26 protein-coding genes and 2 pseudogenes are annotated in these 26,942 nt (G+C 37.4%); 11 read left to right on the forward strand and 17 right to left on the reverse strand.

Annotated elements, in window-relative coordinates; translation table 11 throughout:
* Window positions 1–73: 73 nt before the first annotated feature.
* The 17 genes and pseudogenes from Q9M50_09595 to Q9M50_09675 form a co-directional block, all read right to left on the reverse strand.
* Window positions 74–1,330, reverse strand: a complete 1,257-nt coding sequence (locus Q9M50_09595; protein ID MDQ7090886.1) for a TerD family protein — start codon at window positions 1,328–1,330, stop codon at window positions 74–76.
* A 488-nt stretch (window positions 1,331–1,818) separates the two neighbouring features.
* Window positions 1,819–2,121 (reverse strand): DUF4389 domain-containing protein, encoded by a 303-nt coding sequence (locus Q9M50_09600; GenBank protein ID MDQ7090887.1) that lies wholly within the window; start codon window positions 2,119–2,121, stop codon window positions 1,819–1,821.
* Between the two features lie 84 nt (window positions 2,122–2,205).
* The gene (locus tag Q9M50_09605; protein MDQ7090888.1) at window positions 2,206–3,267 is read right to left on the reverse strand and encodes a DUF2333 family protein; all 1,062 of its coding nucleotides are present in this window, start codon (window positions 3,265–3,267) and stop codon (window positions 2,206–2,208) included.
* A 267-nt stretch (window positions 3,268–3,534) separates the two neighbouring features.
* The gene (gene dapF, locus Q9M50_09610) at window positions 3,535–4,359 is read right to left on the reverse strand and encodes a diaminopimelate epimerase (GenBank protein ID MDQ7090889.1); all 825 of its coding nucleotides are present in this window, start codon (window positions 4,357–4,359) and stop codon (window positions 3,535–3,537) included.
* Window positions 4,360–4,373: 14 nt separating this feature from the next.
* Complete coding sequence (locus Q9M50_09615; protein MDQ7090890.1) at window positions 4,374–5,060, reverse strand: hypothetical protein; 687 nt, start codon at window positions 5,058–5,060, stop codon at window positions 4,374–4,376.
* 144 nt (window positions 5,061–5,204) lie between these two features.
* Window positions 5,205–6,460: pseudogene (gene lysA, locus Q9M50_09620) on the reverse strand (diaminopimelate decarboxylase).
* Window positions 6,461–6,467: 7 nt separating this feature from the next.
* Window positions 6,468–6,674, reverse strand: a complete 207-nt coding sequence (locus Q9M50_09625) for a lipoprotein (protein MDQ7090891.1) — start codon at window positions 6,672–6,674, stop codon at window positions 6,468–6,470.
* Window position 6,675: 1 nt separating this feature from the next.
* Window positions 6,676–8,058: a TRAP transporter large permease subunit gene (locus Q9M50_09630; GenBank protein MDQ7090892.1), complete on the reverse strand. Its 1,383-nt coding sequence runs from the start codon at window positions 8,056–8,058 to the stop codon at window positions 6,676–6,678.
* On the reverse strand, window positions 8,059–8,619 hold the full coding sequence (locus Q9M50_09635) for a TRAP transporter small permease subunit (GenBank protein ID MDQ7090893.1): 561 nt from the start codon (window positions 8,617–8,619) through the stop codon (window positions 8,059–8,061). It lies immediately after the preceding gene.
* On the reverse strand, window positions 8,609–9,049 hold the full coding sequence (locus tag Q9M50_09640; GenBank protein ID MDQ7090894.1) for an FxsA family protein: 441 nt from the start codon (window positions 9,047–9,049) through the stop codon (window positions 8,609–8,611). Before Q9M50_09640 ends, Q9M50_09635 begins: the two co-directional genes overlap by 11 nt.
* A 149-nt stretch (window positions 9,050–9,198) precedes the next feature.
* Window positions 9,199–9,927: a septal ring lytic transglycosylase RlpA family protein gene (locus Q9M50_09645; protein ID MDQ7090895.1), complete on the reverse strand. Its 729-nt coding sequence runs from the start codon at window positions 9,925–9,927 to the stop codon at window positions 9,199–9,201.
* Window positions 9,917–10,909 carry a lytic murein transglycosylase B gene (mltB, locus tag Q9M50_09650; protein ID MDQ7090896.1) on the reverse strand — a complete coding sequence of 331 codons (993 nt, stop codon included), beginning with the start codon at window positions 10,907–10,909 and terminating at the stop codon, window positions 9,917–9,919. The genes Q9M50_09645 and mltB overlap by 11 nt, the downstream gene beginning before the upstream one ends.
* Window positions 10,910–10,918: 9 nt before the next feature.
* Window positions 10,919–12,049, reverse strand: a complete 1,131-nt coding sequence (rodA, locus tag Q9M50_09655; GenBank protein MDQ7090897.1) for a rod shape-determining protein RodA — start codon at window positions 12,047–12,049, stop codon at window positions 10,919–10,921.
* Window positions 12,036–13,913 carry a penicillin-binding protein 2 gene (gene mrdA / locus Q9M50_09660; GenBank protein ID MDQ7090898.1) on the reverse strand — a complete coding sequence of 626 codons (1,878 nt, stop codon included), beginning with the start codon at window positions 13,911–13,913 and terminating at the stop codon, window positions 12,036–12,038. Before mrdA ends, rodA begins: the two co-directional genes overlap by 14 nt.
* A gap of 10 nt (window positions 13,914–13,923) precedes the next feature.
* Window positions 13,924–14,478 (reverse strand): rod shape-determining protein MreD, encoded by a 555-nt coding sequence (gene mreD / locus Q9M50_09665; GenBank protein MDQ7090899.1) that lies wholly within the window; start codon window positions 14,476–14,478, stop codon window positions 13,924–13,926.
* On the reverse strand, window positions 14,444–15,364 hold the full coding sequence (gene mreC, locus Q9M50_09670; GenBank protein ID MDQ7090900.1) for a rod shape-determining protein MreC: 921 nt from the start codon (window positions 15,362–15,364) through the stop codon (window positions 14,444–14,446). The genes mreD and mreC overlap by 35 nt, the downstream gene beginning before the upstream one ends.
* Window positions 15,365–15,373: 9 nt before the next feature.
* On the reverse strand, window positions 15,374–16,423 hold the full coding sequence (locus Q9M50_09675) for a rod shape-determining protein (GenBank protein ID MDQ7090901.1): 1,050 nt from the start codon (window positions 16,421–16,423) through the stop codon (window positions 15,374–15,376).
* Between the two features lie 124 nt (window positions 16,424–16,547).
* Here Q9M50_09675 and gatC point away from each other — a divergent pair, with 124 nt between their 5' ends.
* From gatC to Q9M50_09730, 11 genes and pseudogenes are all read left to right on the forward strand, one after another.
* Complete coding sequence (gene gatC / locus Q9M50_09680) at window positions 16,548–16,835, forward strand: Asp-tRNA(Asn)/Glu-tRNA(Gln) amidotransferase subunit GatC (protein ID MDQ7090902.1); 288 nt, start codon at window positions 16,548–16,550, stop codon at window positions 16,833–16,835.
* A 20-nt stretch (window positions 16,836–16,855) separates the two neighbouring features.
* A pseudogene (gene gatA / locus Q9M50_09685) lies at window positions 16,856–18,309 on the forward strand (Asp-tRNA(Asn)/Glu-tRNA(Gln) amidotransferase subunit GatA).
* A gap of 11 nt (window positions 18,310–18,320) precedes the next feature.
* A complete protein-coding gene (locus Q9M50_09690) occupies window positions 18,321–18,926 on the forward strand; it encodes a Uma2 family endonuclease (protein ID MDQ7090903.1) in 606 nt (201 codons plus the stop codon).
* Window positions 18,927–19,056: 130 nt separating this feature from the next.
* Entirely contained in the window at window positions 19,057–19,638 is a 582-nt protein-coding gene (locus tag Q9M50_09695; GenBank protein ID MDQ7090904.1) for a TIGR00730 family Rossman fold protein, read from the forward strand.
* Window positions 19,639–19,808: 170 nt separating this feature from the next.
* Window positions 19,809–20,312 carry a transposase family protein gene (locus Q9M50_09700; GenBank protein MDQ7090905.1) on the forward strand — a complete coding sequence of 168 codons (504 nt, stop codon included), beginning with the start codon at window positions 19,809–19,811 and terminating at the stop codon, window positions 20,310–20,312.
* 149 nt (window positions 20,313–20,461) lie between these two features.
* Window positions 20,462–20,734 (forward strand): transposase family protein, encoded by a 273-nt coding sequence (locus Q9M50_09705; protein ID MDQ7090906.1) that lies wholly within the window; start codon window positions 20,462–20,464, stop codon window positions 20,732–20,734.
* Window positions 20,735–20,895: 161 nt separating this feature from the next.
* Complete coding sequence (locus Q9M50_09710) at window positions 20,896–22,098, forward strand: adenylosuccinate synthetase (GenBank protein ID MDQ7090907.1); 1,203 nt, start codon at window positions 20,896–20,898, stop codon at window positions 22,096–22,098.
* A 40-nt stretch (window positions 22,099–22,138) separates the two neighbouring features.
* Complete coding sequence (locus Q9M50_09715) at window positions 22,139–24,133, forward strand: heavy metal translocating P-type ATPase (protein MDQ7090908.1); 1,995 nt, start codon at window positions 22,139–22,141, stop codon at window positions 24,131–24,133.
* The gene (locus tag Q9M50_09720; protein ID MDQ7090909.1) at window positions 24,130–24,351 is read left to right on the forward strand and encodes a 2Fe-2S iron-sulfur cluster-binding protein; all 222 of its coding nucleotides are present in this window, start codon (window positions 24,130–24,132) and stop codon (window positions 24,349–24,351) included. Before Q9M50_09715 ends, Q9M50_09720 begins: the two co-directional genes overlap by 4 nt.
* 111 nt (window positions 24,352–24,462) lie before the next feature.
* A complete protein-coding gene (locus Q9M50_09725) occupies window positions 24,463–25,938 on the forward strand; it encodes a restriction endonuclease subunit S (GenBank protein ID MDQ7090910.1) in 1,476 nt (491 codons plus the stop codon).
* 584 nt (window positions 25,939–26,522) lie between these two features.
* A complete protein-coding gene (locus Q9M50_09730) occupies window positions 26,523–26,927 on the forward strand; it encodes an XdhC family protein (protein MDQ7090911.1) in 405 nt (134 codons plus the stop codon).
* The last annotated feature ends 15 nt before the right edge of the window (window positions 26,928–26,942 follow it).

Consider the following 26,942-nt stretch of genomic DNA (forward strand, 5'->3'; position numbering starts at 1 on the left):
GAATAAATGAGATATTAAGGGACTGTTTATCGTTTCAAGCATGATTATATGAATTTAGAGGGGATAAAGAAAATTAAAGTAATATATTATTTTCTATAAAATCACGAACTTCTGCTGAGGTTACATGACCGTGTGACTCTTTTTGATTAACCGTCGTCGTGATTTTTTCTAAAATATCATCCATTAAAAGAGCGTCATTAATCCTGTTTAATGTATCCATTTTATTTTTAATCGCCTCTAAACTTTTTTCTGCAAAACCAAACCTAGAAATTTTAAATAATTGTTCGGCAATGGTGTGATTAAAATTTAGTAAGTTAAGTGTAAAAACATGATGGTATTCATACTTTTTTAATCGTTTAGGGATAACATAATACAGTTGCCACTCAATCCCATTGGTTAACAAGGCAAAGTCTAGCTTCATGTAGTAAGCATAAGAGGTTGCTTGTGAAATATGTCTTTCGCTTAAATTCTGGTTAATATGCTTTGCTTCAATGGCCATGATCGGCTTATCATCAATTGAAATTAAATAATCTATCCGTAAGCGTCGGTTTGGAATTCTATGTTCCGTTTTAATGTGTTGTAACTGGTAACCTAAGATGCCTTGTAAAACACTGTCAATAATTAAACGAGTCCCTGATTCATTTATTTTGTCTCGTTTTGCTCTTTTCGCTTTTGTCGTGAATTTTAAAATATTAGGCTTTATGGCTTCAGTATACTTAACAATAATGGGCTTTTTAGGCACAGGTGCTTTATCTGGGGTTGAATTTGAATCGCTAACATCAACACCGAAGTTATTCGCTAATACATCTAATCCATTAATATAACCTTGACCAATGGCTTTAAATTTCCACTCACCATTATGGCGATACATTTCGCTTAAAATAAGAGCCGTTTCTTCTTCGGCATCATCTAAAACGTAGCTAAGTAATTCTAGCTTTCCAATAGGATTAATCACTTTTATGACTATTTTTTCAAGAATTTCAAAGTTTTGTTGTCGCTCTTGTGCTTCATGAATGGTTAAAACAAGTGCGATTTTATTGATCCCCTCATCAATTTGATTGAGTAAAACATTAAAGTCTTGAGTATATTCTTTGGTCGCGGTTATTAATTCAAAAGAACCGTCTAACGATTTGGATTGGTTATAAAATACAAAATCTTCATCCTGTCTAATTTTATTTTTATCCGTTAGCATGAAGGCACTTGCATCAATATCAAGTTCAATTTCATTATCGGATTTTTTTATCCATTCTACGGTGATTAATGCCTCATTATTGTTTGACATAATTTGAGTTAATGAAGCGTTCGCTCCTTTTTGTAAAATCTGTGTCATTTTATTCTCTCAATATGTAAACTTAGTTAAATAAACTTTACCCGTTTTTGCTATTAAAATTTTGGCAATAGAATGGGATAGCTACTTTAAAGTGATTTTTATAATGCCCCAAGGGTATTATTTACGGGGTTGTCATCATTTATTTTTAGACGACTTAGATAGTATCGCCAGAATGGATACCAAGGTGTCGTGCAATTGATTATTACACGATTAAAAGAATGAGCTGATTTACCAACAGCTAAGGGCTTATTACGAGATAGGGTGAAAAACCCTGTGGTTCTATAGGTTGCAAAAAATAACGACCCATTTAAGACGGAACAAGTTGAGGTTAAGCCGTTCGTATGAACGGCTTAACTGTCCGTTGACTGGACTTAGGACGAAGGGTTAAGCCTTGCTCAATAGCGCCCCGTCTTAAGTTGGTAGCTCAAAAAACTATCCAGATAGTTTTTTAACGGGGTTGCTCATCATTGAAAAAAACGGTCGTTAGCTTATTTAATTTTAGGTAAGTCAACTTGTTCGGTTAAATCCCAATCAGAAAAAGGGAAAGGGCGGGTATCGGTATTAAAGGTTAGAAAAAGTAAGATATGGTATAAATAAGCGGAAAGCCCTTGCCCAAATGTTAGAATATTTTTATTCACATGCCCTGTAAAAAGGGTTGATGCGACTTGTAAGAAGATAATGGCCCATAATAAAATTCTAACGAGCCCTATAATCACTGAAAAAATAGCCATAAAAAAGATTCTTTTCCAGGTGCTGAGTTTTTTTAAATTATCATTAATTTGTTCTTTCATTAACCTAACCTTCGTCTTATCTAAATAATTTACTGGAGTAAAAAATGAACGTTATTTATAAAATAACGTTTTTGCTATTTTTAATTAACCTCGATTCATAACATCCCGCAAATCAAGGGCTGCTGCATTGGCTCGTGCAATATAATTGGCCATAGAAAGAGAGTAATTAGCTAAAAAACCAAAGCCACTCCCATTTAAAATCATTGGGCTTAAAATAGGGCTTAACGCATTTTCCATTGAATAAATCATTGACTCAACTGTTCGCATGGCGCGTTTGTCTAGTAAAATAAGACGAAAATCATATTTTATGGCTTTCAAAATATGCAATAAAGCCCAGCTCGCACCACGCGCTTCATAAAAAACATTATCAATTTCTAACCATGATGTTTTGTCCAGTAGGGTTTGCTTTCCTATTTTTGTTTTCTCCGTAGGCAGCATATCAACAGCAAGTAAGGCCATCGCTTCATGACGATCTGTACTCGCTCCTAAACGGGTTGACAACCCCCCTAAACGCTTAATAACAACCTCTGAATATTGCCATAAATTATCGGCTCGTGAATAAAACTGTCCTCGTTTTTGATTGTTTGTAGGTCTTTTTAATCGTGACATATAGGAATGCAAGGCTTCAATTCCTTTTTCGTATTCTGCTTCTGTCGAGGGTAATGCCCATGAATTACGTTCGTAATAAAAGTAAGGTTCTGCTATTGATAAATCAATATCTTCTGCCGATTGTGATTGGTCACGAGAAAAGTGATTCCTTAATGCCGTGGTTGCATCACGTAACATAATTAAGGCCCCATACTCCCAACTCGGAACATTATCTAAAAGCACCCCTGGAGGGGCGACATCGTTGGTTAAATAGCCGCCAGGTTTATGCATTAGTATTTCTGCCATGTGCGCTAAGGTATTGGTGTAAACATAACCATCGGGTAAGTCTTCCAATTTTTTTAACGTCTCACTTCCATTATCAATATCTTCTTGTGAATAACGTTCAATCGCTTCTTTTTCAACATCAAATGAATCGGGTTCCGCTCCCCACCACGCGCCTAATATGAGAAGAACACACAAAACAATACCAAAAAAAATGTTAAAAGCCCAAAGAATTCCCTTTGATTTAGCATCTTCGGAATAGTCTGACTTTGGCATTTGATCGTCTAAAGACTCAGTATCTGACATTTGTTAAGTACCCTTATTTAATTAATACTGGAAGAACAATAAAATATGATTTTATAATGGGGCTATAGTAGCAGATATTTAAGGGGGATGCCTGCGTACGACCTGAAATTTTAGATTAGATTTTTTTAAAGCGGAGTTATCAATTAAATACCGTTGTTGCTTCTAACTCTATTGCTGGGAATCCTACAAAAATTCAGCTCCCGAAAATTAATAACGCACTAAAATATCGTCTAATGGTTATAATTCAATTTGTCCTTCAAAGACTGATACCGCAGGACCCGTCATAAAAACTGAATGACCTCGCCCTTGCCAACGAATGGACAAATCGCCCCCTAATAAATTAACGGTGACATCGTTATCTAATAAATTTCGTTCTATTCCAATGACGACAGCGGCACAGGCTCCACTTCCACATGCTAATGTTTCCGCCGCGCCTCGCTCGTAGACCCGTAACTTAATATGCCCTCGATCGACCACTTGCATAAAGCCAATATTGGCCCGTTCAGGGAAAAAAGAATGACTTTCAAGGGCAGAACCTAATTCAGCAACGGGGGCAAATTTAATATCATTGATCTGCATAACCGCATGAGGATTCCCCATAGAGACTGCGCCGACAGCTCGCTCTATTCCATTAACATTAATGGAATAAAACCGAGCTTCATGGGTGGCTTGTATCGGAATATCTTGAGGTAAGTGGCGAGGAATCCCCATATCAACGGTAATTAAGCCTTTTTCATTTAAACACAATAATAATTGCCCTGCGCCCGTGTCAACGCGTATTTTCCGTTTATCAGATAGATTATGATTATAAATAAATCGTGCAAAACAACGCGCCCCGTTGCCACATTGAAAAACTTCACTGCCATCGGCATTAAAAATACGGTATTTAAAATCAGCCGTTTTGGTAACCGCAGGTTCAACAATGAGTAATTGGTCATAGCCAATACCAAAATTACGATGGGCTAACTCACTTATTTTTTCAGGCGTTAACGTAAGTTTTTGAGTAACTGCGTCAATGACAACAAAATCATTTCCTAACCCATGCATTTTTGTAAAGTTAATTTTCATTTTATAATTTATAGATAAACTTCAATTTTTATAATTTTACTTTTTTTGATAGGCATAACAACAGAACCACTAGAGGATCGTTTTTTTATTAATAGCGTTAATGCGGTTACCGAAGAAAGTTTTCCTTTATGTGTTTTGATTGCCGTCGTTATAATAATACGTTTATTAAGATACTGATGAATGCTATTGAGCTGAACAGGCTTATAGCCTCTTCTTTTAGGCTTTTTTCGAGGCTCAGTTTTTACAGCAGGTAAAATAATACGCTCTTCAATAACGGGAGACGCTTCAATAGTCGGTGGCTCTTTACGTAAAATTTCCTTATTTATGTCGGGGCTATTTATTTGATCTTCTTGAGGTAATACTTGTTCTATCTCGGCTGTTTGCGTTTCATATTGATTTTCAACAATGCTTTCTTGACCTATTTTTCCTAATAAGTTTCTATAAAAATTAATGGTTGAAAAATGAATATAAGCGGTTAATAAAATAAATGCGAACAAGGTAATCATATAATAATAAATAGCTCGCCTTGCTTTACGCGCAAATCGAGAAGCAAACATAAAGGGGGCAATTGGGGATAAAAAAATAATTGACAATCCCCAGGCTTTATTTGCTCGAAATCCAAGCATCATAAACCACCCCCACGTAATAAACATGGCCAGTGAACTTAGTGTAAACAATATTTCTAAAAAACTCATAGCCTTTTCCTTTTAGGAAGCCCCTCCTTAAAATAATTTGGGTGAGTTGTATTTTAATTTATATTGGTGATAAAAATGTAAGTCAGTGTCTAAAATGTGTTTTGTTTCTACTTTATTTATTTTTATTCTATCGTGAGAACCGCCTCAATCCAGAGGTAATAATTTTTCATTTTCCCAAAGACAGGTGATGCGTTCTCTTTTCTTTATTAAATAGTGCTTATCGGCTTCAACCATAATTTCAGCGACACGGGGGCGTGAATTATAATTTGAGCTCATCGTAAATCCATACGCTCCCGATGAATGGATGGCTAATAAATCTCCTTCGGTTAATTTTAAATCTCTATTTTTTCCTAAAAAATCACCCGTTTCACAAACAGGGCCGACAATATCCCAGTTAAATAGCGTTGCATTCGTCTGTTGATTAACAGGGATGATTTTTTGCCAAGCCCCGTAGAGTGACGGGCGGACTAAATCATTCATGGCCGCATCAACAATGGCAAAATTTTTATCCGTCGTTGTCTTTAAATATTCAATACGGGTGACTAAAATGCCTGCATTCCCTGCAATTGCCCGCCCAGGTTCTAATAAAATTTCATAAGGAAGGTTTCCTAATCGTTCTAAAAGTGCGCTGATGTAAGCCTTAGGTTCGGGAGGTTGCTCTTTGTCGTAACAAATTCCAAGGCCGCCGCCTAAATCCAAATGGTCTAACTGAATTCCTTTTTCATTTAAACGATCGACAATGGCTAATACTTTATCAAGCGCATCTAAAAAAAGGTTGAGTTTCGGTTAATTGAGAGCCAATATGGCAATCAATTCCGACAATTTTAATATGTGATAGCGTGGCCGCCCGAATATATTCATTGATTGCTGCATCGGAATCAAGACCAAATTTATTTTCTTTTAACCCCGTGGAAATATAAGGGTGTGTTTTGGCATCGACATCAGGATTAACCCGAAAAGAAACGGGAGCGATCAGCCCTAACTCGCCCGCAATTTGATTAATACGATCTAACTCACCCGTGACTTCAATATTAAAACAACGAATCCCTGCTTTTAAGGCCGCTTCAATTTCATCTTTACGTTTGCCAACCCCTGAGAAAACAATTTTTTTTCGGGTCGCCTTTGGCTGCAATGACCCGCTCGAATTCACCGATGGATACAATATCAAAGCCTGAGCCTAAACGAGCTAATACATTAAGAATGGCAATATTAGAATTGGCTTTAACGGCATAACAAATTAAATGGGGGTGTGATCCAAATGCACTATTAAAAGCATTCCAATGGTTTTCAAAGGCGGTTTTAGAATAAATATAACAAGGCGATCCGTATTGCTCAATAATCGTTGAAACAGCGACATCTTCAGCAAACAACTGTTGCTCACGGTAATTAAAATAGTCCATAGTTAGGTTAGTTGTTGTTAATTAAATCAGGAGGAGATTCGTGTTGTTTTTTTAGAATGACGGGCGGTGTTTTTTTAGTTTTCGGTTCCGTTTTCTTACTGGGTTCAACCGCAATAGGGGGGGTATTTGTTGGTAAGTACAAAGGCCCCTCTTGACCACAGCCACTTAATAAGATGACCCAAACGCTCAGTTTTATACCGTAGTTTCTTTTCATTTTAAATTTTATCATAAACATAGGAAGGGAGCCATGTCGCTAATTGTGGCCAAATAGCTAAAATGATTAACATCATAAGCTGAATAATAATGAAGGGAATAACGCCTTTATAAATATCGATCGTTTTAATCTCAGCGGGAGCAACACCGCGTAAATAAAATAATGCAAATCCAAATGGAGGGGTTAAAAATGAGGTTTGTAAGTTAATCGCAATCATAATGCCTAGCCAGATGGGATCAACGCCCATGGTTAATAAAATAGGCCCAACAATGGGGACAATAATAAAGGTGATTTCAATAAAATCGAGGACAAACCCCAGCAAAAACATGATTAACATCACGCTCATCATTGCCCCGAAGACGCCCCCTGGTAAATCTGATAATAAATCAACAATGAGTTCATCCCCACCAAAGCCTCGAAACACCAATGAAAATAAAGTGGCTCCGATTAGAATCATAAAAACCATGCAGGTTACTTGCGTGGTATTTTCCATGACTTGTTTCAATTTTTCAATCGTAAATTCACCTTTGATGATGGCCAGTAGGAGTGCGCCAACCGCACCCACCGCAGCAGCTTCCGTCGGTGTGGCTAATCCGCCCATAATTGAACCTAAGACTGAAAAGATTAAAATTAAGGGGGGGCATAAATTAATGAGAATACGTTTATAAAAATCAGGTTGTCGTTGCTGATGATGAGTTGATACGGGCATTAATTCAGGTTTGACTCGTGCGAGTATGAGTAAGTATATTAAGTAGAATAAAACGAGGCCCAAACCAGGAATGACCGCCCCTGTAAACAAATCCCCGACTGAAATGGTTTCAGGAGAAAAAATGCCCATATCGAGCTGTGCTTGCTGATAGGCATTAGAAATTACATCGCCTAACAAAACCAATACTATGGATGGGGGGATAATTTGCCCTAAGGTTCCTGATGCACAAATAGTGCCACAGGCCACGGCGGGGTTATAACCACTCCGCAGCATGGTCGGTAAGGAAAGTAATCCCATCGTCACGACCGTCGCCCCCACAATCCCTGTACTTGCCGCCATTAACATACCCACTAAAGTGACGGCAACGCCTAAGCCTCCTTTTAAATTGCCAAACGCTTCTGCCATTGTTTCTAATAAACTTTCAGCCACTTTTGAACGCTCTAGCATCACTCCCATAAAAACAAATAACGGTACAGCTAGTAAGGTTTGATTGTTCATGATGCCAAATAGCCGATTGGGCATCGCCGTTAAAAAAGCGTCATCAAACAGTTCTAATTGCATCCCTATTTTTGCAAAAGCAAGAGCTGTTCCCGCCAATGCAAACGCAACAGGGTAGCCTGTTAATAGCACGATAAAGACCGCTGCAAACATCCACAATGCCATGTAATCTTCCATTTATGACATTTCCTTGGGAGGCGATAAATTTAAGGCGACTAATAAGTTTTCTAATAGCATGGAAATTGCTTGTAATCGCAGTAAACAGGCCATGATAATAATTGTTGTTTTGAGTAGATAAACCCCTTCTAAGCCGCCTGAATTCATTGATCCTTCGTGAATTTCCCATGAATCTTTCACATAATCCCAACTGCTGCTAATAATAAATTCAGTAACAGGTAAGAGAAGTAATAACGTTCCTAAAAAATCAACCCATGCTCGTGTTTTAGGGCGGTAGGATTGATAAAAAATATCAACGCGGACATGCCCATTATGTTTGAGCGTGTAAGCGGCTCCCAACATAAAAACAATGACGTGCATATAGGTCACGGTTTCTTGCATTGAGATTAAACCCCAATCAAAAACATAGCGTAAAACTACAATCGCAAAAGTGACCAAAACCATGAGTAAGGTCAGCCATGAAATATGCCGCCCGATGCGTTCATTAATAAAATTAATGGCGTTAATGCAATAATGACTGGCATCAACGAGCCGTGAAGTTAAGGATAAATTAGTCTTCACGTTTGTATTCACCCTCTAGGGCATTATCTTTCGGTTTAGCTTGCTGAAAAGGAGAGCCATCGGGTGATTTAATGAGATGTTTTTCAATAATATACTGGGCAAATTTTCGACGAATTTGAGGAATAAGACACGCAAAGCCGAGCGCGTCAGTAAAAAAACCAGGGGTGAGTAATAAGGCACCGCCCACTAAAAGGAGAGGCCCTTCAATCATTTCATACGCAGGAATTTCACCCTTGGCTAAATTAGTTTGGAAGCGTTTCCACGTTTCAAACCCTTGTCGCCTTAAGAGCCACGCGCCTAGAATAGCGGTGAAAACAACTAATAAAATAGTCGGAAATATACCAACAATGCCCCCTAACTGTAGTAATAAATAAATTTCTACAAAAGGTATTGTTAAAAAGAATAAGAAAAGAATTTGTACCATTTTCACAATAAACCTCTTAAAAAAACTTAGAATTAGACGCTTAATTATTCCTTATTTAAAGGGGGAATAAAAGCAATAATCACCTTAACGGGATAATTTTTAAATTTGCTTTATCTTTGTATAAAGCGGTGTTTCATACTCTCATTGACTGAGTATTATCGGACATAACGCGTTTTATAAACCCCTAAATCAACAAGTTTTAGCGTAAGGTCATCGACTTCGGTATTGGTATACAAAGGGCCAATTTGTACTTTATACGCCATTTTTCCTTGTAAAATAACGGGTTTAATGGTCGGGGTAGGCAGTGAATGAACACGAACTTTATATTGTAAATTGCGGGCATTATCCGCCTCATTAAAAACCCCGAGTTGTAAATAAATAGGGCTGTTATTATTATCAGGATTAATTGCTTCTATTTCTACCTGTTCTGTTCCCTGTATCTCAATCTCTAGTGCTTGTGCGGCTGCATAGGATAAATCAATAACCCGATTATCATGATAAGGGCCGCGATCATTAATTCTAACTGTAATGCTAAGGTTATTTTTAACATTAGTCACTTTAACATAGCTTGGAATGGGGAGGGTTTTATGGGCAGCGGTCATTCCATACATATTATAAATCTCACCATTAGAGGTTTTTTTTCCATGAAAATCATCGCCATACCAAGAGGCAATCCCTTGTTGCTTGAAATCGTTGCTAAAGGCTAATACTTTATAAAATTGCCCTAACAAATGATAGGAACTTGGATTCCCCGCACTGGTTTGCGTGTCTATTTTAGTCGGTTTATCAACGGTTACATCGGCTGTTTCATCTTTTTCACCCAATGGAATTTGAGTTAAACAGCCAGACAATAAACCAATTAATAACAGTGATTTAATTTTCACCGCTTTTGACCTTGGTTAAAATTTCTTGGCTTAGTTGATAAACAGCCAAAGCATACAGGCGACTATGATTATAACGGGTAATCACATAGAAGTTAGTCAGCCCAACCCAAAATTCTTTACCCGTCGATTGCTCATAGTCTAATAACTTAGCCAGACTTTCCTCGGCGACGTTGTCTGGTATTTTCACCTTTAAATCTTTTAATTGCGCCAAACTAAAACTAGGCTTTAAATCATCGGACAACGCGCTTAAATAATCATTCCCCGTTACGGTAACAGGGTGAGCGATGGTTTTATCTCGTTGCCACCCATATTTTGATAAATAATTACCCACACTTGCAATGGCATCGGCAGGATTTGACCAAATATTACGCTGTTTATCCTGTTCATAATCAACCGCATAGTTTCGATAGCTACTCGGCATAAATTGAGGCAATCCCATCGCGCCCGCGTAAGAGCCTTTAGGTTCAAGTGGATTTTTACCTTCATCACGGCATAATAATAAAAAGTTTTCTAATTCGGATGTAAAAAATTGACTTCGTTTAGGGTAAGAAAAGGCCAGCGTTGCGAGGGCATCAATCACTCGAAATGATCCCATGTTACCGCCGTATTGGGTTTCTACCCCAATAATAGCCACAATGATTTGCCAAGGAACGCCTTGTTTTTTTTCAACATCTAATAAGACATCATGATTTTTTTGCCAAAATTTAACGCCCCCTGCGATACGTGCTTTGGTCAGAAAAATTTTCCGATATTTCCCCCATGTCATGTGTCCTTCGGCAGGTCTTGACATCGCTTTTAAAATACTTTGTTTAGTCTTTGCTGCTTGAAATAAAACCGTTAAGTCACTTTGTTTAAAATCATACTCTTTAACCATTTTATCCATAAATACGGTTACTTCAGGGGTGATTTTAATCGCTGCCATCGTAGAATGACTCAAAACAAAACAGACAATTACCATTAAATTAATAAATATTTTTTTCATCATCATTTTCTAGTGGACTAAGAATTTTTTATGCGTATGAATCGACATTAAAATGCCAAAACTCCCTAACAAGGTCACCATAGAGGTTCCGCCGTAACTAATTAACGGTAACGGGACACCGACTACGGGTAAAATACCAATAACCATCCCAATATTAACAAAAACATAAACAAAAAAAGTAAAGGTTAAGCTTCCCGCTAATAACCGACTATAAGTCGTTTGGGCTTGAACCGCAATATATAAACCTCGGCCAATAATAAGGAGATAAAGGATTAATAAGGCTAAACACCCCATCAAACCAAACTCTTCGGCAAAGACGGCAAAAATAAAATCGGTCGAACTTTCAGGTAAATAATTTAATTGGGCTTGTGTACTTCCCAGCCAACCTTTTCCATAAATTCCTCCTGAACCAATCGCTATTTTTGATTGAATAATATGATAGCCTTTTCCCATCGGGTCTGCTTCGGGGTTAAACAAGGTTAATACCCGTCCGCGCTGATAATCATGCATTAAATAAAACCATAAAATAGGTATAAATCCAGCAATCAACGAAGCAATAGCGATGATAAATCGCCATGAAATTCCCGCAAAAAATAAAATAATCCCCCCTGAACTGGCCACTAATAGCGACGTTCCTAAATCAGGTTGTTTCGCAATTAGCAAGGTGGGGGTAAGAATCAAGGCCGTAGCGACTAAAATTTGTTTAAATTTTAATTCAAAATGATGCTTGGAAAGGTACCACGCCAACATCATTGGGGTCGTAATTTTAATCATTTCTGACGGTTGAAAGCGAAAAAAACCTAAGTCCAGCCATCGCTGCGCCCCTTTTCCAATATCGCCGATTAATAAGACCGCAATTAAGAGGATAATGCCTATCGCGTAAAGAGGGGGAGAATAACGCTTAAATTGCTCAGGATTGACATGAGCTAAGACAACCATCAAACAAAAGGCAATGACAATACGAACCACTTGTTTAATTAAGACGGCTTCACTTTTACCACTCGCACTGTATAAAATAATAAAACTTAATAAACAACTGATGCTTAACGTAAGAAAAAGAGGGATGTCAATATGCAGTTTTCTAAGAATATTGCCTATGAGTGAGGGGGATTCAAAGGGAGGGCTATCATTGGTCTTCATAACTGGCCTCAAGATTAGTTTTGTATTCGGCTAAAAATTGTTTAATAACCTTTGATGCCATCGGGGCTGCGACCGAGCCTCCATGCCCCCCATTTTCAACAATAACAGCGACTGCAATTTGGGGGTCAGCCACAGGGGCAAAACTAACAAATAAGGCATGGTCATGAAGTTTCTTTTTTAATTTATGTCGATTGTAACTTTCATTTTGCTTCACGGTAAAAACCTGTGCTGTCCCTGTTTTGCCTGCAATTTTATAATTAATGCCTTTAGAAATTCGTTTTGCCGTTCCCGCAGAGCTATGAACAACATTCACCATCGCGGCAATCACATCATCAACATTCTGTAGTTTTAATGGAATTGTTTCCCTTTGAGGCCTAGGTTCTGAACGTGTATTGTTAGATTCAATCACTTTACTGACTAAATGAGGCGTAATTATTTTTCCATAGCCAGCTAAGGTGGCCGTTGCTTTCGCTAATTGTAGCGGAGTTGCTAAGGTAAATCCTTGACCAATGCCTGTAATAATTGAATCGCCAGGATACCAAACTTTTTTCTTTACCCGTTTCTTCCATTCGCGTGAAGGAAATAATCCACTTTTTTCACCGATTAAATCAATGCCTGTTTTCTGCCCAAACCCAAATTTAGACATAAAACTATGCATTTTATCGATGCCTAAGGTCATCGCTAAACTATAAAAATAAACATCACAGGATTGTGTAATCGCTTTATTCAAGTTAGTGGCCCCATGTCCCCACCGTTTCCAATCTCTAAACCGATGTTTAACATTGGGTAATTGATAATAACCTGGGCAATAATTACTTTCACGCGACTTAATCACCCCATATTCTAATCCTGCTAACCCGATAAAGGGTTTTACGGTTGAGCCTGGCGGATATTGTCCCCGTAACGCACGATTAAACATCGGTCTATCTTCAGAGTCTTGTAACAGACGGTAATTTTTAAAACTAATTCCATTAACAAAAAGATTAGCATCAAAACTAGGTCGGCTGGTAAAGGCTAATACTTCGCCTGTTTTAATATCAAGGGCGACAATGGCCCCGTTATAGCCCTCTAATGCATCGTAGGCTGTTTTTTGTAAGTTTATATCCACGGTTAAATAAAGGTTAGCACCCGATTGCGAGTCTACTTTTCGTAGGGTGTTAACTGAGCGTCCTTGGGCATTAGTTTCTTCTTCGGTATATCCCGATTTACCATGTAATAAGGTTTCATACGATTTTTCAATACCGACTTTTCCAACATAATGCGTTCCTCTGTATTCGGCAATCGGTAATGATTTTAATTCTTTTTCATTAATTCGCCCGACATACCCGACCACATGGGAAGATAATAACCCGTGTGGGTAATAACGCGCTAAACTTACTTTAATTTCAACACCAGGGAAAAAAGGACGCATGGCTGCAAAACGTGCTACATCTATTTCGGTTAAATTAGTGAGAAAAGGCGTTGCCACAAAATATTTACGGCGTTTACGTTGTTTATGAAATTCAGCTATTTTTTCATCAGGAATGGCTAAAAGCTGTTGCAATCGAGTCAGCGTATCCTCCAAACTTCCATCTTTTTTAACCTTTTCAGGTAGAATTTCTAAATTATACGTAGGCCTATTTTCAGCAAGTACAATGCCATTTCGGTCATAAATAACGCCACGAATAGGCGGGATTGAGGAGGTTTTAACCTGATTTTTAGTGGCTAAGGTTGAATAATGTTCATGACCATTTATTTGTAAATAGATTAAACGGACGACTAAGCCCAGCATTAATATAATGGCCAAGACAAAAATAATAACGACACGGTTCAGAAAAACACGATGCTCAGCAATAGCATCTCTAATGGTATAACGGCGCGACATAAAAAAGGGCTCAAATTAGTGATTTTTTTCCAAAATGACGAATAAAGTGCAAAACAGGATTAATGAAAGGCCAAACCAGTGTACCTGTCAATATAGATAACCAGAAGGAAAGGGATGAATGACGTATCACGATTTGACGACTCTCACGGCTTAAAATACTTTCAATCTGTATGGTTCCTTGCATAGATCCGATCCAAAATACCATCACGCGTGCAACCAATAAACAACTAAAAATAAAAGCCATTTGTTGAAACAGCGGAAATTGGCGTAAGCGTTTATGCAGCAGGATACAAACATAGATAACCAATACATAAATCAGTGCGTGTTCCCCTAAAGGACCGCCTATTAACACATCGGTTAATAAACCTGTAAACCAAGCATTAACAATCCCTTGTTGATAGGGCAAGGCAAGTGACCAGTAAATTAGGATTAATAGGACCCAATCTGGATTTAAATGATTAATAACTTGAGGAAAGGGGGCAACTCTCAAACACATCGCTAAGACTAGCGTCAAAATTAAATTTTGATAATCATTCAGCATGATTCGGTTCCACCTCATTTTCATTGAAATCGGCAGGGTTTTTATCGTCTACGCCTTTAGCCCCGTCCTCGGTTGCAATCAGAGAAATTGATTTAGGTTTGTTCAAAACAATAAGAACCTCTCGAATTTTATCCAATTGTGCCACAGGTTCTGCAAAAATATCCGCAAACGGCTTGCTTATTTGTTCTATTTTATTAACCACTGCAACAGGGTATCCTCGTGGAAAGGTTCCATCAAGTCCTGAAGAAATTAATAAATCTCCCTTTTTAATATCAGCATCATTGGGTAAAAAAGGAAGTTTCAATTCATTGTACCGTCCATTACCCAATGCAATCGTACGTAATCCGTTACGATTGACTTCAACGGCAATGCCGTGGCTAGGATCGGTAATCATCATTATTTCAGCACTTAAAGGGTATTCACGAATAACTTGTCCGACAATACCATTGGTATCTAAGACAGGCTGGCGTTTATTAACCCCAAAATGCGAGCCTTTATCCACTAATACCACATGCTCATAAGGAAAATGCGTTGCCCCAATTAACTCGGCGGTTAACACATGTTCACCTAGAGTATACGATTTATTCATTAATGCTCGTAATCGAATATTTTCTTTTTCGAGGTTTTTTAATTTTAATAAATCTGTTTTTTGTAATCTTGCCCGTGCTTTTAAAAATTTATTTTCATCTTTTAGTTCATTATAAGAAATAAAAAGCTGAAACGTTTGGTCGGTAACCGAAAGAGGTAAGCTGACTAAGGATTGAATAGGGTAAACGATAACCGATAAAAAGGCACGTACACTCTCCAATCGAGAACTTTGACGTTCGATTGCTAATAATAAAACGGAGAGTAAAACCAAAACCAATAAACGAGTATTGAGTGACGGGCCTCTTGCAAATAAAAGTTTTATCGTAACGCTCTATTCTAAAGAAAAACTATCGGCACCACCGGCTTGATCGATCATTTCTAACACCATACCACCGCCCCGCGCAACACAGGTTAAAGGATCATCAGCGACATAAACAGGTAAGCCCGTTTCTTCTGAAATCAAGCGGTCAATATCGGTTAATAAGGCCCCCCCTCCTGTTAAAACAATGCCTTTGTTAGCAACATCCGCGCCTAATTCGGGTGGCGTTTGTTCTAAGGCTAATTTTACTGCGCCGACAATACCCGCTAAAGATTCTTGTAAGGCTTCTAAAATTTCATTGCTATTCAGGATAAAACTACGCGGAATTCCTTCCGCTAAATTACGCCCTTTTACTTCAATCTCTTTAACTTCACTGCTTGGGTAAGCGGTACCAATTTCTTTTTTAATGCGTTCAGCGGTGGCCTCCCCAATTAATGTTCCATAATTTCGACGGACATAACTAATAATGGCCTCATCGAAACGGTCACCGCCAATACGAACAGAGGATGAATAAACAATTCCATTTAATGAAATCACCGCAACTTCAGAGGTTCCCCCTCCAATATCTAAAACCATAGAACCTTGGGCTTGATCGACTGGCATTCCTGCGCCAATGGCTGCTGACATCGGTTCTTCAATGAGATAAACATCGCGCGCCCCTGCCATTTCAGCCGATTCACGAATAGCCCGCCGTTCCACTTGGGTCGAGCCACAAGGAACACAAATTAAAATTCGAGGGCTAGGGCGTAATAGTTTACTTTCATGAACTTTTTCAATAAAGAAACGTAGCATTCGTTCAGTGACATAAAAATCGGCAATTACTCCATCTTTTAACGGTCTAATGGCTTCAATATTGCCTGGTGTACGCCCCAACATTTTTTTAGCATCATTTCCGACGGCTGAAATAGTTTTAGTTCCTCGCGCCCGATCTTCTTTAATTGCCACGACTGAGGGTTCATCCAGTACAATGCCTTGCCCTGGAATATAAATTAAAGTATTAGCTGTTCCTAAATCAATAGATAAATCATTAGAAAAAAGTCCGCGAATTCGTTTGAAAAGCATTTTTGTCGGGTTCCTTAACGGATGAAAAATCTTGTCACTTTATCAATCAATAAGGTATTTAGGCAAGATATAACGTATCATATTTAGTAATTAAAATGTTCTAAATGAAAATTCGGAGGAAAAAATGTCATTATCGGCGGATGATGTAAAAAAAATAGCCCATCTTGCTAGAGTGGGAATTAATGAAAAAAATGTAGCAACGTATACCAAAGATTTATCAGGGATGTTGGAACTTATGGTGCAAATGGGGGAATTAAATACGGATAACGTGGCTCCCATGTCGCATCCCTTAGATCCTATGCAACGATTACGCGCTGATAAAATCACAGAAACCAATCAACGTGATAAATTCCAAACCCTGACTTCAGAAACAGAAGCAGGCTTATATCTTGTCCCTAAAGTTCTTGATTAACGCGTCCAATTTACGAAATTATGCACAACAAAACCATTACCGAATTAGCCAAAAGCTTACGCGCTAACGATATTTCTAGTGTTGAATTAACTCAAAGTTATTTAGAGCGCATTAAGCAACATACTTCACTGAATAGTTATATTACCGTCACCGAAGAACAGGCATTAACCGATGCTCGCTTGGCCGATGCCCGTTTAAAAGCAGGTAACGCACCTTTATTAACAGGTATACCTATTGCTCAAAAGGACATTTTTTTGTACCGATGGGGTAAAAACCAGCTGCGGCTCAAAAATGTTAGATAATTTTGTGGCCCCTTACAATGCGACGGTCATTGAAAAATTTAATCAAGCAGGGGCAGTAATGCTAGGTAAATTGAATATGGATGAATTTGCGATGGGATCATCCAATGAAACCAGCTTTTACGGGTGTGTAAAAAACCCTTGGGATCATAACACCGTTGCGGGAGGGTCTTCAGGCGGATCAGCTGCGGCTGTTGCTGCACGATTAACCGTTGCCGCAACAGGAACGGATACAGGTGGATCAATTAGACAACCCGCTTCTTTTTGTGGCATTACAGGGTTAAAACCGACTTATGGACGTGTTTCTCGTTATGGGATGATTGCTTATGCCTCAAGTTTAGATCAAGGGGGGGACGATGACCCGTAGTGCTGAAGATTCGGCTATTTTATTACAAGCGATGGCAGGGTTTGATGAGAAGGATTCAACCAGTGCAAATGAGGTTGTTCCTGATTACAGTGAAAATTTAAACCAACCGTTAAAGGGCTTAAAAATTGGGTTGCCTAACGAGTTTTTTAGTGCCGAGTTAGACGCTAATATTGCGGCAACCATTCTTGCAGCGGTCGATGAATATAAAAAATTAGGTGCGGAAATAAAAGAAGTTTCCATGCCCATGTTGAAATATGCTATTCCTGCGTATTATGTGATTGCATCGGCTGAATGCTCGGCTAATTTATCGCGTTTTGATGGGGTTCGTTATGGATACCGTTGTGATAATCCCGAAGACTTGAACGATTTATATACCCGTTCACGCGGGGAGGCCTTTGGTGCGGAAGTCAAACGCCGTATTTTAATGGGAACCTATGCGTTATCGGCAGGTTATTACGATGCTTACTATATAAAAGCCCAGAAAACACGACGTTTAATTGCGGAAGAGTTTAAAAAAGCATTAAGCGATGTTGATGTATTAATGAGTCCTGTTGCACCTTCCACGGCCTTTGGAATCGGGGAAAAAACCAGTGATCCTGTGCAAATGTATTTAGCGGATATTTATACGATTGCGATTAATCTTGCTGGGTTGCCCGCGATGTCTGTTCCCGCAGGTTTTGTGGGTAACAAACCTGTGGGCTTACAAATCATAGGTAATTATTTTAAAGAAGCTCAGTTATTAAATGCAGCGCATCAATACCAACAAGTAACAGACTGGCATCAACAAATTCCTAAAGGTTATTCATAGGGGACGTTATCATGGCAACAATAACTAAATTTTCACAATTAGATTTAGATAAAACTTATACTTATGCGGATTATTTACGTTGGCAATTTAATGAACGAGTTGAATTAATTAAAGGTAAAATCATGTTAATGTCACCTGCACCGAATTTAAATCATCAACGACTTTCTGGTAAATTGTCTTACCAAATTGCCCATTATTTACATGATAAGCGTTGTGAATTATTTGTTGCCCCTTTTGATGTCAAATTATATGATCGTAAAAAAGAACATTTATCGGATGATAACGCTTATAGCGTGGTTCAACCTGATTTATGTGTGATTTGTGATACCCATAAATTAACGACCCAAGGCTGTGATGGTGCGCCTGAGTTTATTATTGAAATTGTCTCGAAAGGGAATTCTAAAAAAGATTTACTCTTAAAATATGAACTCTATCAAGAAAATGGAGTAGAAGAATATTGGTTAGTTTTCCCCTATGAAGAAGCTATTCACCAATTTATTTTAGATCAAGAAACAGGGTGTTATCAATTACATAAAATGTATGCACAAAATGGTCTTATTTCACCCTGTTTGTTTCCCGATTTAAAAATTGAATTATCCGATGTTTTTACAGAATAATAAATCAGTGTTGTAAGGTTTATGAGTCATTCATTGTTCAAAACCCATAGCATTTTTAATACAAAAAGTGGGCGTTATATTCACTCAATATGAGTAATCATGCTCGAAACACTTTATTTTAGGAGAAATTATGAAAAGAGTTTGTGTCTTTATGGGGTCTGAATTAGGCGTTAATACCGATTATTTATTGCAGACAAAGCAGTTAGCCGCTGAAATAGTTAAACGTAATATAGAGCTTGTTTATGGCGGTGCAAAAATAGGACTGATGGGTGCGCTTGCGGATGAAGTGCTTGAGCAAAAAGGTCGTGTTATTGGTGTTATTCCAGAAGGATTAACTCAAAAAGAAATTGTTCATGATGGCTTGACTGAATTACATGTCGTGACATCAATGCATGAACGAAAAGCTAAAATGGCAGAGCTTGCATCAGGGTTTATTACGTTGCCAGGGGGTATTGGAACATTGGAAGAGGCCTGTGAAATTTTAACGTGGGCGCAAATTGGGATTCATAAGAAACCCTGCGGTTTGCTTAATGTGGCGGGTTATTACGATCCTTTTATTTTGTGTTTAGATACAATGGTGGAGCAAGGATTTTTAAAGTCAGTGCATAGAGAGTTGTTAATCGTTAAAGAAGACTCATCAGAACTTCTTAATGAATTAGAGGCCTACGAGCCTGTTGATTTTAAACGATGGATGAAAGAAGAAAATAGTTGATTAGACTTGTTCTTCTAAATAAAATATATTAAAATCAATTGCTTATATATACTTGATAACATTCACAATCAGTTGATACAGCCTAATAAATAAACTTTAAATTAAATTATTAAAAATAATAAATAAGCTTTATAATAAATTTCTATAAAAAATAAAAATCAAAGTATAACATGAAAATAAAAGAAATTTTACCAAGAATTTATGATGATAGACAGTTAAGAGCTTTAACAGGATTAAAAACAGAACATTTTATTTTACTATTATCTCTATTTGAAAAGACCCTTATTGAAGATCAAAAAGAAAAACATGAAAATAAAGAAAGAAAATACGGTAGTGGTTTAGATAGCACATTAAAAAAACCCGCAGACAAATTATTATTTATATTAAATTATATGAAGTGCTATTCTACTTTCGATCACTTAGGGTTTTCTTTTAATATGAATAAATCATGCGCCCATACTCATGTATACAAATTATTTCCAATTTTAATAAAGACGTTAGATATATTTAATGTTTTACCTGCAACAAGTTTTTCAACCCCTGAAGAAATGCAGCAGGCTTTTGGCGGAGTTCAAACATTGATAATAGATGCTACAGAGCGTGCTGTACAACGCCCTAGTGACTATGAAGAACAAAATGAATTTTACAGTGGTAAAAAAACAGCATACAATTAAAAATACCACTATAGCTTCTTTAGGTCATTTAATTTTATATATTGGGGTTAGTTTTCCGGTAAAAATCATGATTATGGAATGTTTAAAAAGAATTTAATCCAGAATTAAATTGGTTTAGTAATTTTAATATATTTATTGATTTAGGTTATTTGGGGTTTAATAATGAATATAAAACTAATTCGGTAAATATTCCTCATAAAAAACCAAATAAATCTAAGCATAATCCAAACCCAACATTAACAGAAAATCAAAAAAAAGAAAACAAAGAGATGAGTCGTGAAAGAGTCATTGTTGAGCATGTAATCGGTGGAATGAAAAGATATAGATGCCTAGTTGACAAGTTTAGAAATAAAAAAGAAGGTGTAAAAGATTTATTTTCTTTTTTAGCGGCTATCCTATGGAATTTTAACATGATATATTAACTTCTTCTTAAAGAACAAGTCTATTGTAGTCTTTTGGCTAAAAATATTGAAAGCATCTGGCTTTTAAAGGAAAGAGTGAAAACTTAATCATTCTCGAAAATTACCTAGCGTAGGGTGGGCTTAGCCCACCCTACGCTAAACATTAAAGAAGAAGAAAAATAATGGAAATAATTGTAGCAAGTGATATTCAATGGGGCGATGAAGGTAAGGGAAAAATAAATTATTATTTGTCTCAATTTACGGATGTGTCTATGCGTTGTGGCGGAGGTTCAAATGCCGAAGCCACTTTTTATCATAATAAAAAAGGCTTTCATTTTAGAATGATGCCAATTGGTATTATGCATAATAATGTCAGCATTCTATCCGATGGTGTTTTAATTGGTTGCGATCATCTTATCAATGAAATTCAACAACTAGAAGCGGTTTTTGGTGATATATCTTCTCGTTTTATGATTAGTGGTAATGCGCATGTTGTTTTGCCTTCACAACGCGATAAAGATGCTTTTTTGGATGAAAAGGTATTGAAAATAAAAACAATTCGTCAAGGCGTAGGGCCTGCATTAGCGGATAGAGCTTATCGAATGGGGGTTAATGTAGATACTTTTATCGCGTCAGGCGGTGAGCCTGAGGGACAAAGTAAACATTGGGATGATCGAAAACTTTACGTTAAAATGTTGACTCAATTTCGACAAAATACCAAACACTACCTTGCTAGTTTGAGAAAAACGGATAAAAAAATTCTCATTCAAGGGGTGCAAGGATTTATGCTGGATAATGTTCATGGCTCATATCCTTTTGTGACATCATCATACACCTCTTCTACTGGGTTACTGCAAGGGGCTGGGCTTCCTTTTAGTCAAGTGAGTCGTAATATAGGGATTACTAAAGCCTATTTAACACGATATTCTGTCGGAGTTCTCCCAACAGAATGTACTGAAAGTGAACAAGAATACATACGTAAGGCAGGGAATGAATTTAGTCACGGAACACTTGTGGCGTTACGAGTTGGTTGGCTAGATCTTGTGGCTTTAAAATATGCACAAGCAATTAATGATTATACGGAACTTGCTTTAACGAAAATAGATGTTTTATCAGAGCTTAAAGAAATCCCTGTTTGTGTCGCTTATCGTTATCAAGGTAAAACACTGGATAATCATTATGAATGGAGTAACATGGATGCCAGTGAATATGAACCTGTTTATAAAGTTCTAAAAGGTTGGCAATGTTCTATTCGGGGTGTACAAAATTTTATGGACTTGCCTGTAGAAGCACAAAATTACGTGATGTTTATTGAAGAACAACTGGGTGTTCGAGTCAGTATGATTGGGACAGGGCCTTTAAATGAAGAACTTATTATTCGTTAATTTCACAACAACCTTGTTGATACTTTAAAGAGATAACAAAATGCCATTACCTATCGTGGGTGTCATCCTTGCTGGAGGATGTGTTTATGTTGCTAATAAAATTCGTCAAAGACGGCAAAATAATAAAATAACTAAGAATCCTAATGAACAGCCCTCAACGCTGTTAAATAGTCTATCTATTGATAAAACGGTCAAAAGTGAAGAAGAAATTGAAATTAATAAAAATATTTTATTAGCGTCGGGGTTGACAGGGCTGACGATAGGGGGGGCTTTAGGATTCCCCATTCTAACTTTTTTAAGTATACCTGGAATTTTTTATTTTCAAATACCTTTTATTAAGCGTGCATACTGTGAACTAACACAAGAACATAAGGTAGGTTCTGCGGCACTTGATGGGGTTATTAGTGTGACGATGCTAAGTATGCAATATTTTTTTGCATCGGCATTATTTTTTACTATGTACCATGCTAGTCGAAAAATTTTATTAAAAACAGAAGATGCTTCACGTCATAGTCTCATTGATATTTGGGGAACTACGCCGCAATCTGTTTGGATTGAACGCGAAGGCGTTGAAGTAGAAATTGACTTTGAACAGTTAGAACTAGGCGATATTATTGTTATCAATGCAGGGGAGACGATTCCTGTTGATGGCACTATTGAAAAAGGCATCGGTAATGTTGACCAGCATATATTAACGGGCGAGTCTCAACTAGCAGAAAAAACTGTAAAAGATACGGTATTTGCTTCCACGGTTTTATTGTCAGGTCGGTTGTATATAAAAGTTGATAAAGCGGGTACTGAAACCGTTGCGGCAAAAATTAAACATATTTTAAATAATACCACTGATTTTAAATCCTCTTTACAAGCGAGAGGTGAACAGATATCTGAAAAAGCAGCCCTACCTACCTTAATTTTAGGGGTAATTACCTTTCCTATTTTAGGGGCAGCAAGTGCGGCAGCGGTTTTATTGGCTTCATTTGGCAGTCAAATGCGAATTACCGCGCCTATTAGTATTTTAAACTTTCTAAAAGTGGCCTCGGATCATAGCATTCTCATTAAAGATGGACGCGCCTTAGAATCCTTACATACGGTGGATACGGTCGTTTTTGATAAAACAGGAACATTGACGCAAGAACGCCCCCATATTAAAGCCATTCATGGTTGTTCGCAACAGTCTGAAAATGAAATTATTCGTTTTGCAGCAGCGGCAGAATACAAACAAAAACATCCGATTGCATTGGCTATTCTTGATGAAGCACAGGCATTAAATATAGAATTGCCGAACATTGATGATGCAAGCTACGAAGTGGGTTATGGGTTAAAGGTTACACTTGACGGTCAATTAATTAGAGTTGGAAGTCTTCGCTTTATGACGATGGAAAATATTACTATTCCAGCGAGTATTAAAACCTTACAGGAAAAAAGCTTAGCCGATAGTTCATCTTTAGTCTACGTCGCCGTTGATGAACAGTTAAGTGGTGCGATTGAATTAGAAGCCACTATTCGTCCTGAAGCTCAACAAATTATTGATGATTTGCATGCACTGGGTAAACGGGTGATGATTATTTCAGGCGATCATGAAAAACCCACACAGCAACTTGCTCAACAATTGGGAATTGATGAATATTTTGCTGAAACTTTACCTGAAAATAAAGCGGCACTCATTGAAGGCTTACAAAAAGAAGGGCGTTCAGTTTGTTTTGTCGGCGATGGCATTAATGACACCATCGCGTTGAAAAAAGCCAATGTATCGGTTTCTTTAAGTGGTGCATCATCTATTGCTACGGATACCGCTCAAGTTATTTTAATGGATGAAAGCTTACGACAACTTCCTTATTTGTTTGATCTTGCAGGACACCTTGATAAAAACTTACGCATTGGATTTATGACCGGTCTTATTCCTGGTATCATTTGTGTAGGGGGCGTTTATGTGTTTCAAATTGGGGTGATAACCGCAGGAATGCTTTATAACATAGGCTTAAGTGCTGGGGTTGGTAATGCCATGTTAGCCAAATTAAAAACTAAAAAAGAATGATTTCATTTATTTTAAACGATAAAGTCGTTAATACAGACTTATCAGAAGGAAGTGTTCTGTTAGATTTTTTACGTCAATCACAGCGATTAGTCGGCACGAAAGAAGGCTGTCGAGAAGGCGATTGCGGAGCGTGTTTAGTCTTAGTGGGCGAAAAAAAATATGACGAGGTGTCTTATCTACGAGCTTGTTTACACAAGATTAAAAATCAAGCTGGCTGACCCCTTGTTTCCCCTTGTTTTCTTGTTTTGTTGTTTTCAGGACGGAATCGCTGAGGCGTTTATTGAGTGGGCGAAAAGTGAAAAATTGTCTTTTTGGGATGGGGTGTAAGGATGCAGGTTTCAGTGGTAGCGTTTCAAAGACTCAATCACGAATTTAGGATTGATGCCGAATACTATAGAGAAGAAGTCCTAAATAAACTTAATGTGTTAGACAAACACAACAAAGACGATTTAGAGAATTTAGTAGATTTTGTTATCGGCCCCTTTGGGTCAACGGTAACAGTAGACCAATATTCAGATAATTCAGATTATAGATATGTCAGAAATAAAGACATAAATGATTTTTTGATAAAAGATGTTGATCTGGCACTTATACCAAAGGCTGTTTATGAAGAGCTACCAAAATATCATATTAGAGAAAATGATTTATTGATTACAGTTGTCGGTACACTTGGAAAAGTTGCTATCGCAACAAAAAAAGATACCAACTCAATATTTAGCTGTAAAAGCACAATTATAAGAACAAGGAATATAAATCCGTTTTATCTACTAACTTATCTCAACACGAATACAGGGAAATTGTTTTCCCTTAGAGGAAAGCGTGGGGCAATACAAGAGGGGCTAAACCTTCCAGATCTTAAAGAAATCCAAGTTTTTATCCCATCTAATGAATTTCAAAAGCAAATTGAAGCAATAATAAAACTGTCATTCGATGGCACTAAAAAAGCAACAGGATTATTTGAAGAAGCTCAAAACATCCTCCTATCCGAACTCGGCTTAACCCACTGGCAACCTAAACACCAGCTGACCTTTATTAAAAACTATTCCGACACCCAGAAATCGGGACGCATAGACGCAGAATACTACCAGCCTAAATATGATGAAATCATCAAGGCGATAAAAAGCTATTCGGGTGGTTGGGATACTTTGGGTAATCTCGTTCACCTTAAAGACAAAAACTATACCCCAAAATCAGACAAGGAATACAAATATCTTGAACTTTCCAATATTGCGGGAAATGGCGAAATAACAGGGTGCATGTACGAATTTGGTAATGAATTGCCAAGCAGGGCAAGGCGTATCGTTGCATCAGGTGATGTGATTGTTTCGTCTATAGAGGGTTCTTTATCAAGTATTGCTTTAGTTGGGAGGGAATATAACAATGTCTTATGTTCAACAGGTTTTTATGTCATTAGATCAAACTCTTTTAACTCAGAAACATTGTTGGTGTTAATGAAAAGCATTGCAGGTCAAATGTTATTAAAAAAAGGGTGTAATGGAACAATTTTAACCGCAATAAACAAAGATGAATTTAAGAATATTGTCTTGCCTAAAATTACAGAGGAAAAGCAATTAGAAATCCAACAAAAAGTCACAGAATCATTTAACCTACGAAAACAATCCAAGCACCTGTTAGAGAGTGCAAAAAAAGCCGTAGAAATGGCAATAGAGCAAGACGAACAAACAGCAATAAAATGGTTAAAAAAACAAGGGGTCAGCCAGCAAAAAAACAAGGGGTCAGCCAGCAAAAAAACAAGGGGTCAGCCAAACAAGGGGTCAGCCAGCTTGATTTTTCGACCTAAATAAAACAAGGAAAATAAAATAAAAAACAAGGGGTCAGCCAGCTTGATTTTTAATCTTGTGTAAACAAGCTCGTAGATACCATTGCACCAGCATTATAAAGACCTAGTGCCATTTGCTCGTGATAAATTCCAGTGGCTTCCATGATAAAATGAAGCTCATTTATTTTCATTTCTGTATTCTTTAGTGACCATTCTATGAGTTCAATACAACCCGCTTTGGTATTCGGAAAGACTTTAAATTTTAGTTTTTCAGACTCTCTAAGCCACGCACAGTCTATCTTCGCTTTACTAATATCTATACCTAATTGTGTTCATTTCTTGTATACTCCCCTTGTTCATTCAGTCTCATTCCGCATTGGAAGGACTTGGATACCATTCAGTTTTAAGAAAAATAGCGCATGGGTTTTATCTACGTCACAGACTTTCATCTAAGGATGGGTACAAACTCTAATCATGCACTTCGATACAATGCCAGCTAAGCAATATATCATGGTTTGGAGAGATACAAGGATGAGTAGAGTGTAATGAGCGATAGCGAAATGGAACGAAACCCATCATTTTATGCTGTGAGGGGGCAGTCGGGTTACCTTGTCACATACTGTTTATATTGTGGTGTTAGATGAGCGTGCTGATCTTCACACCTTTAAAAATAATCATGATGCGGATAAAAAGATAACCTGTTCTTATCATGATGTTCATACCCATATTTTAGAAAAATCACGAAATTATGTCGTCATTGTGACCCCAAATCATCGTACAGATGAGATTGTTTTAAAGCAACTGCTTGAAAAAAAACTATCGTATTTAGGATTGATGGGAAGTCCTGCGAAAATTAAACGAATTTTTACGACGCTTAAACAAGCAGGTATTTCGCCTGAAAAATTATCTCAGCTTCAAATTCCTATTGGTTTACCGATAAGAAGTCACACCCCTACTGAAATTGCCATTAGCATTGCGGCAGAAATAATATTATTTAAAAATAAAGTGAATTAAATAATTGGAAATAAA

It is taken from the genome of Methylococcales bacterium, assembly GCA_030949405.1.
GTDB lineage: Bacteria > Pseudomonadota > Gammaproteobacteria > Methylococcales > Methylomonadaceae > WTBX01.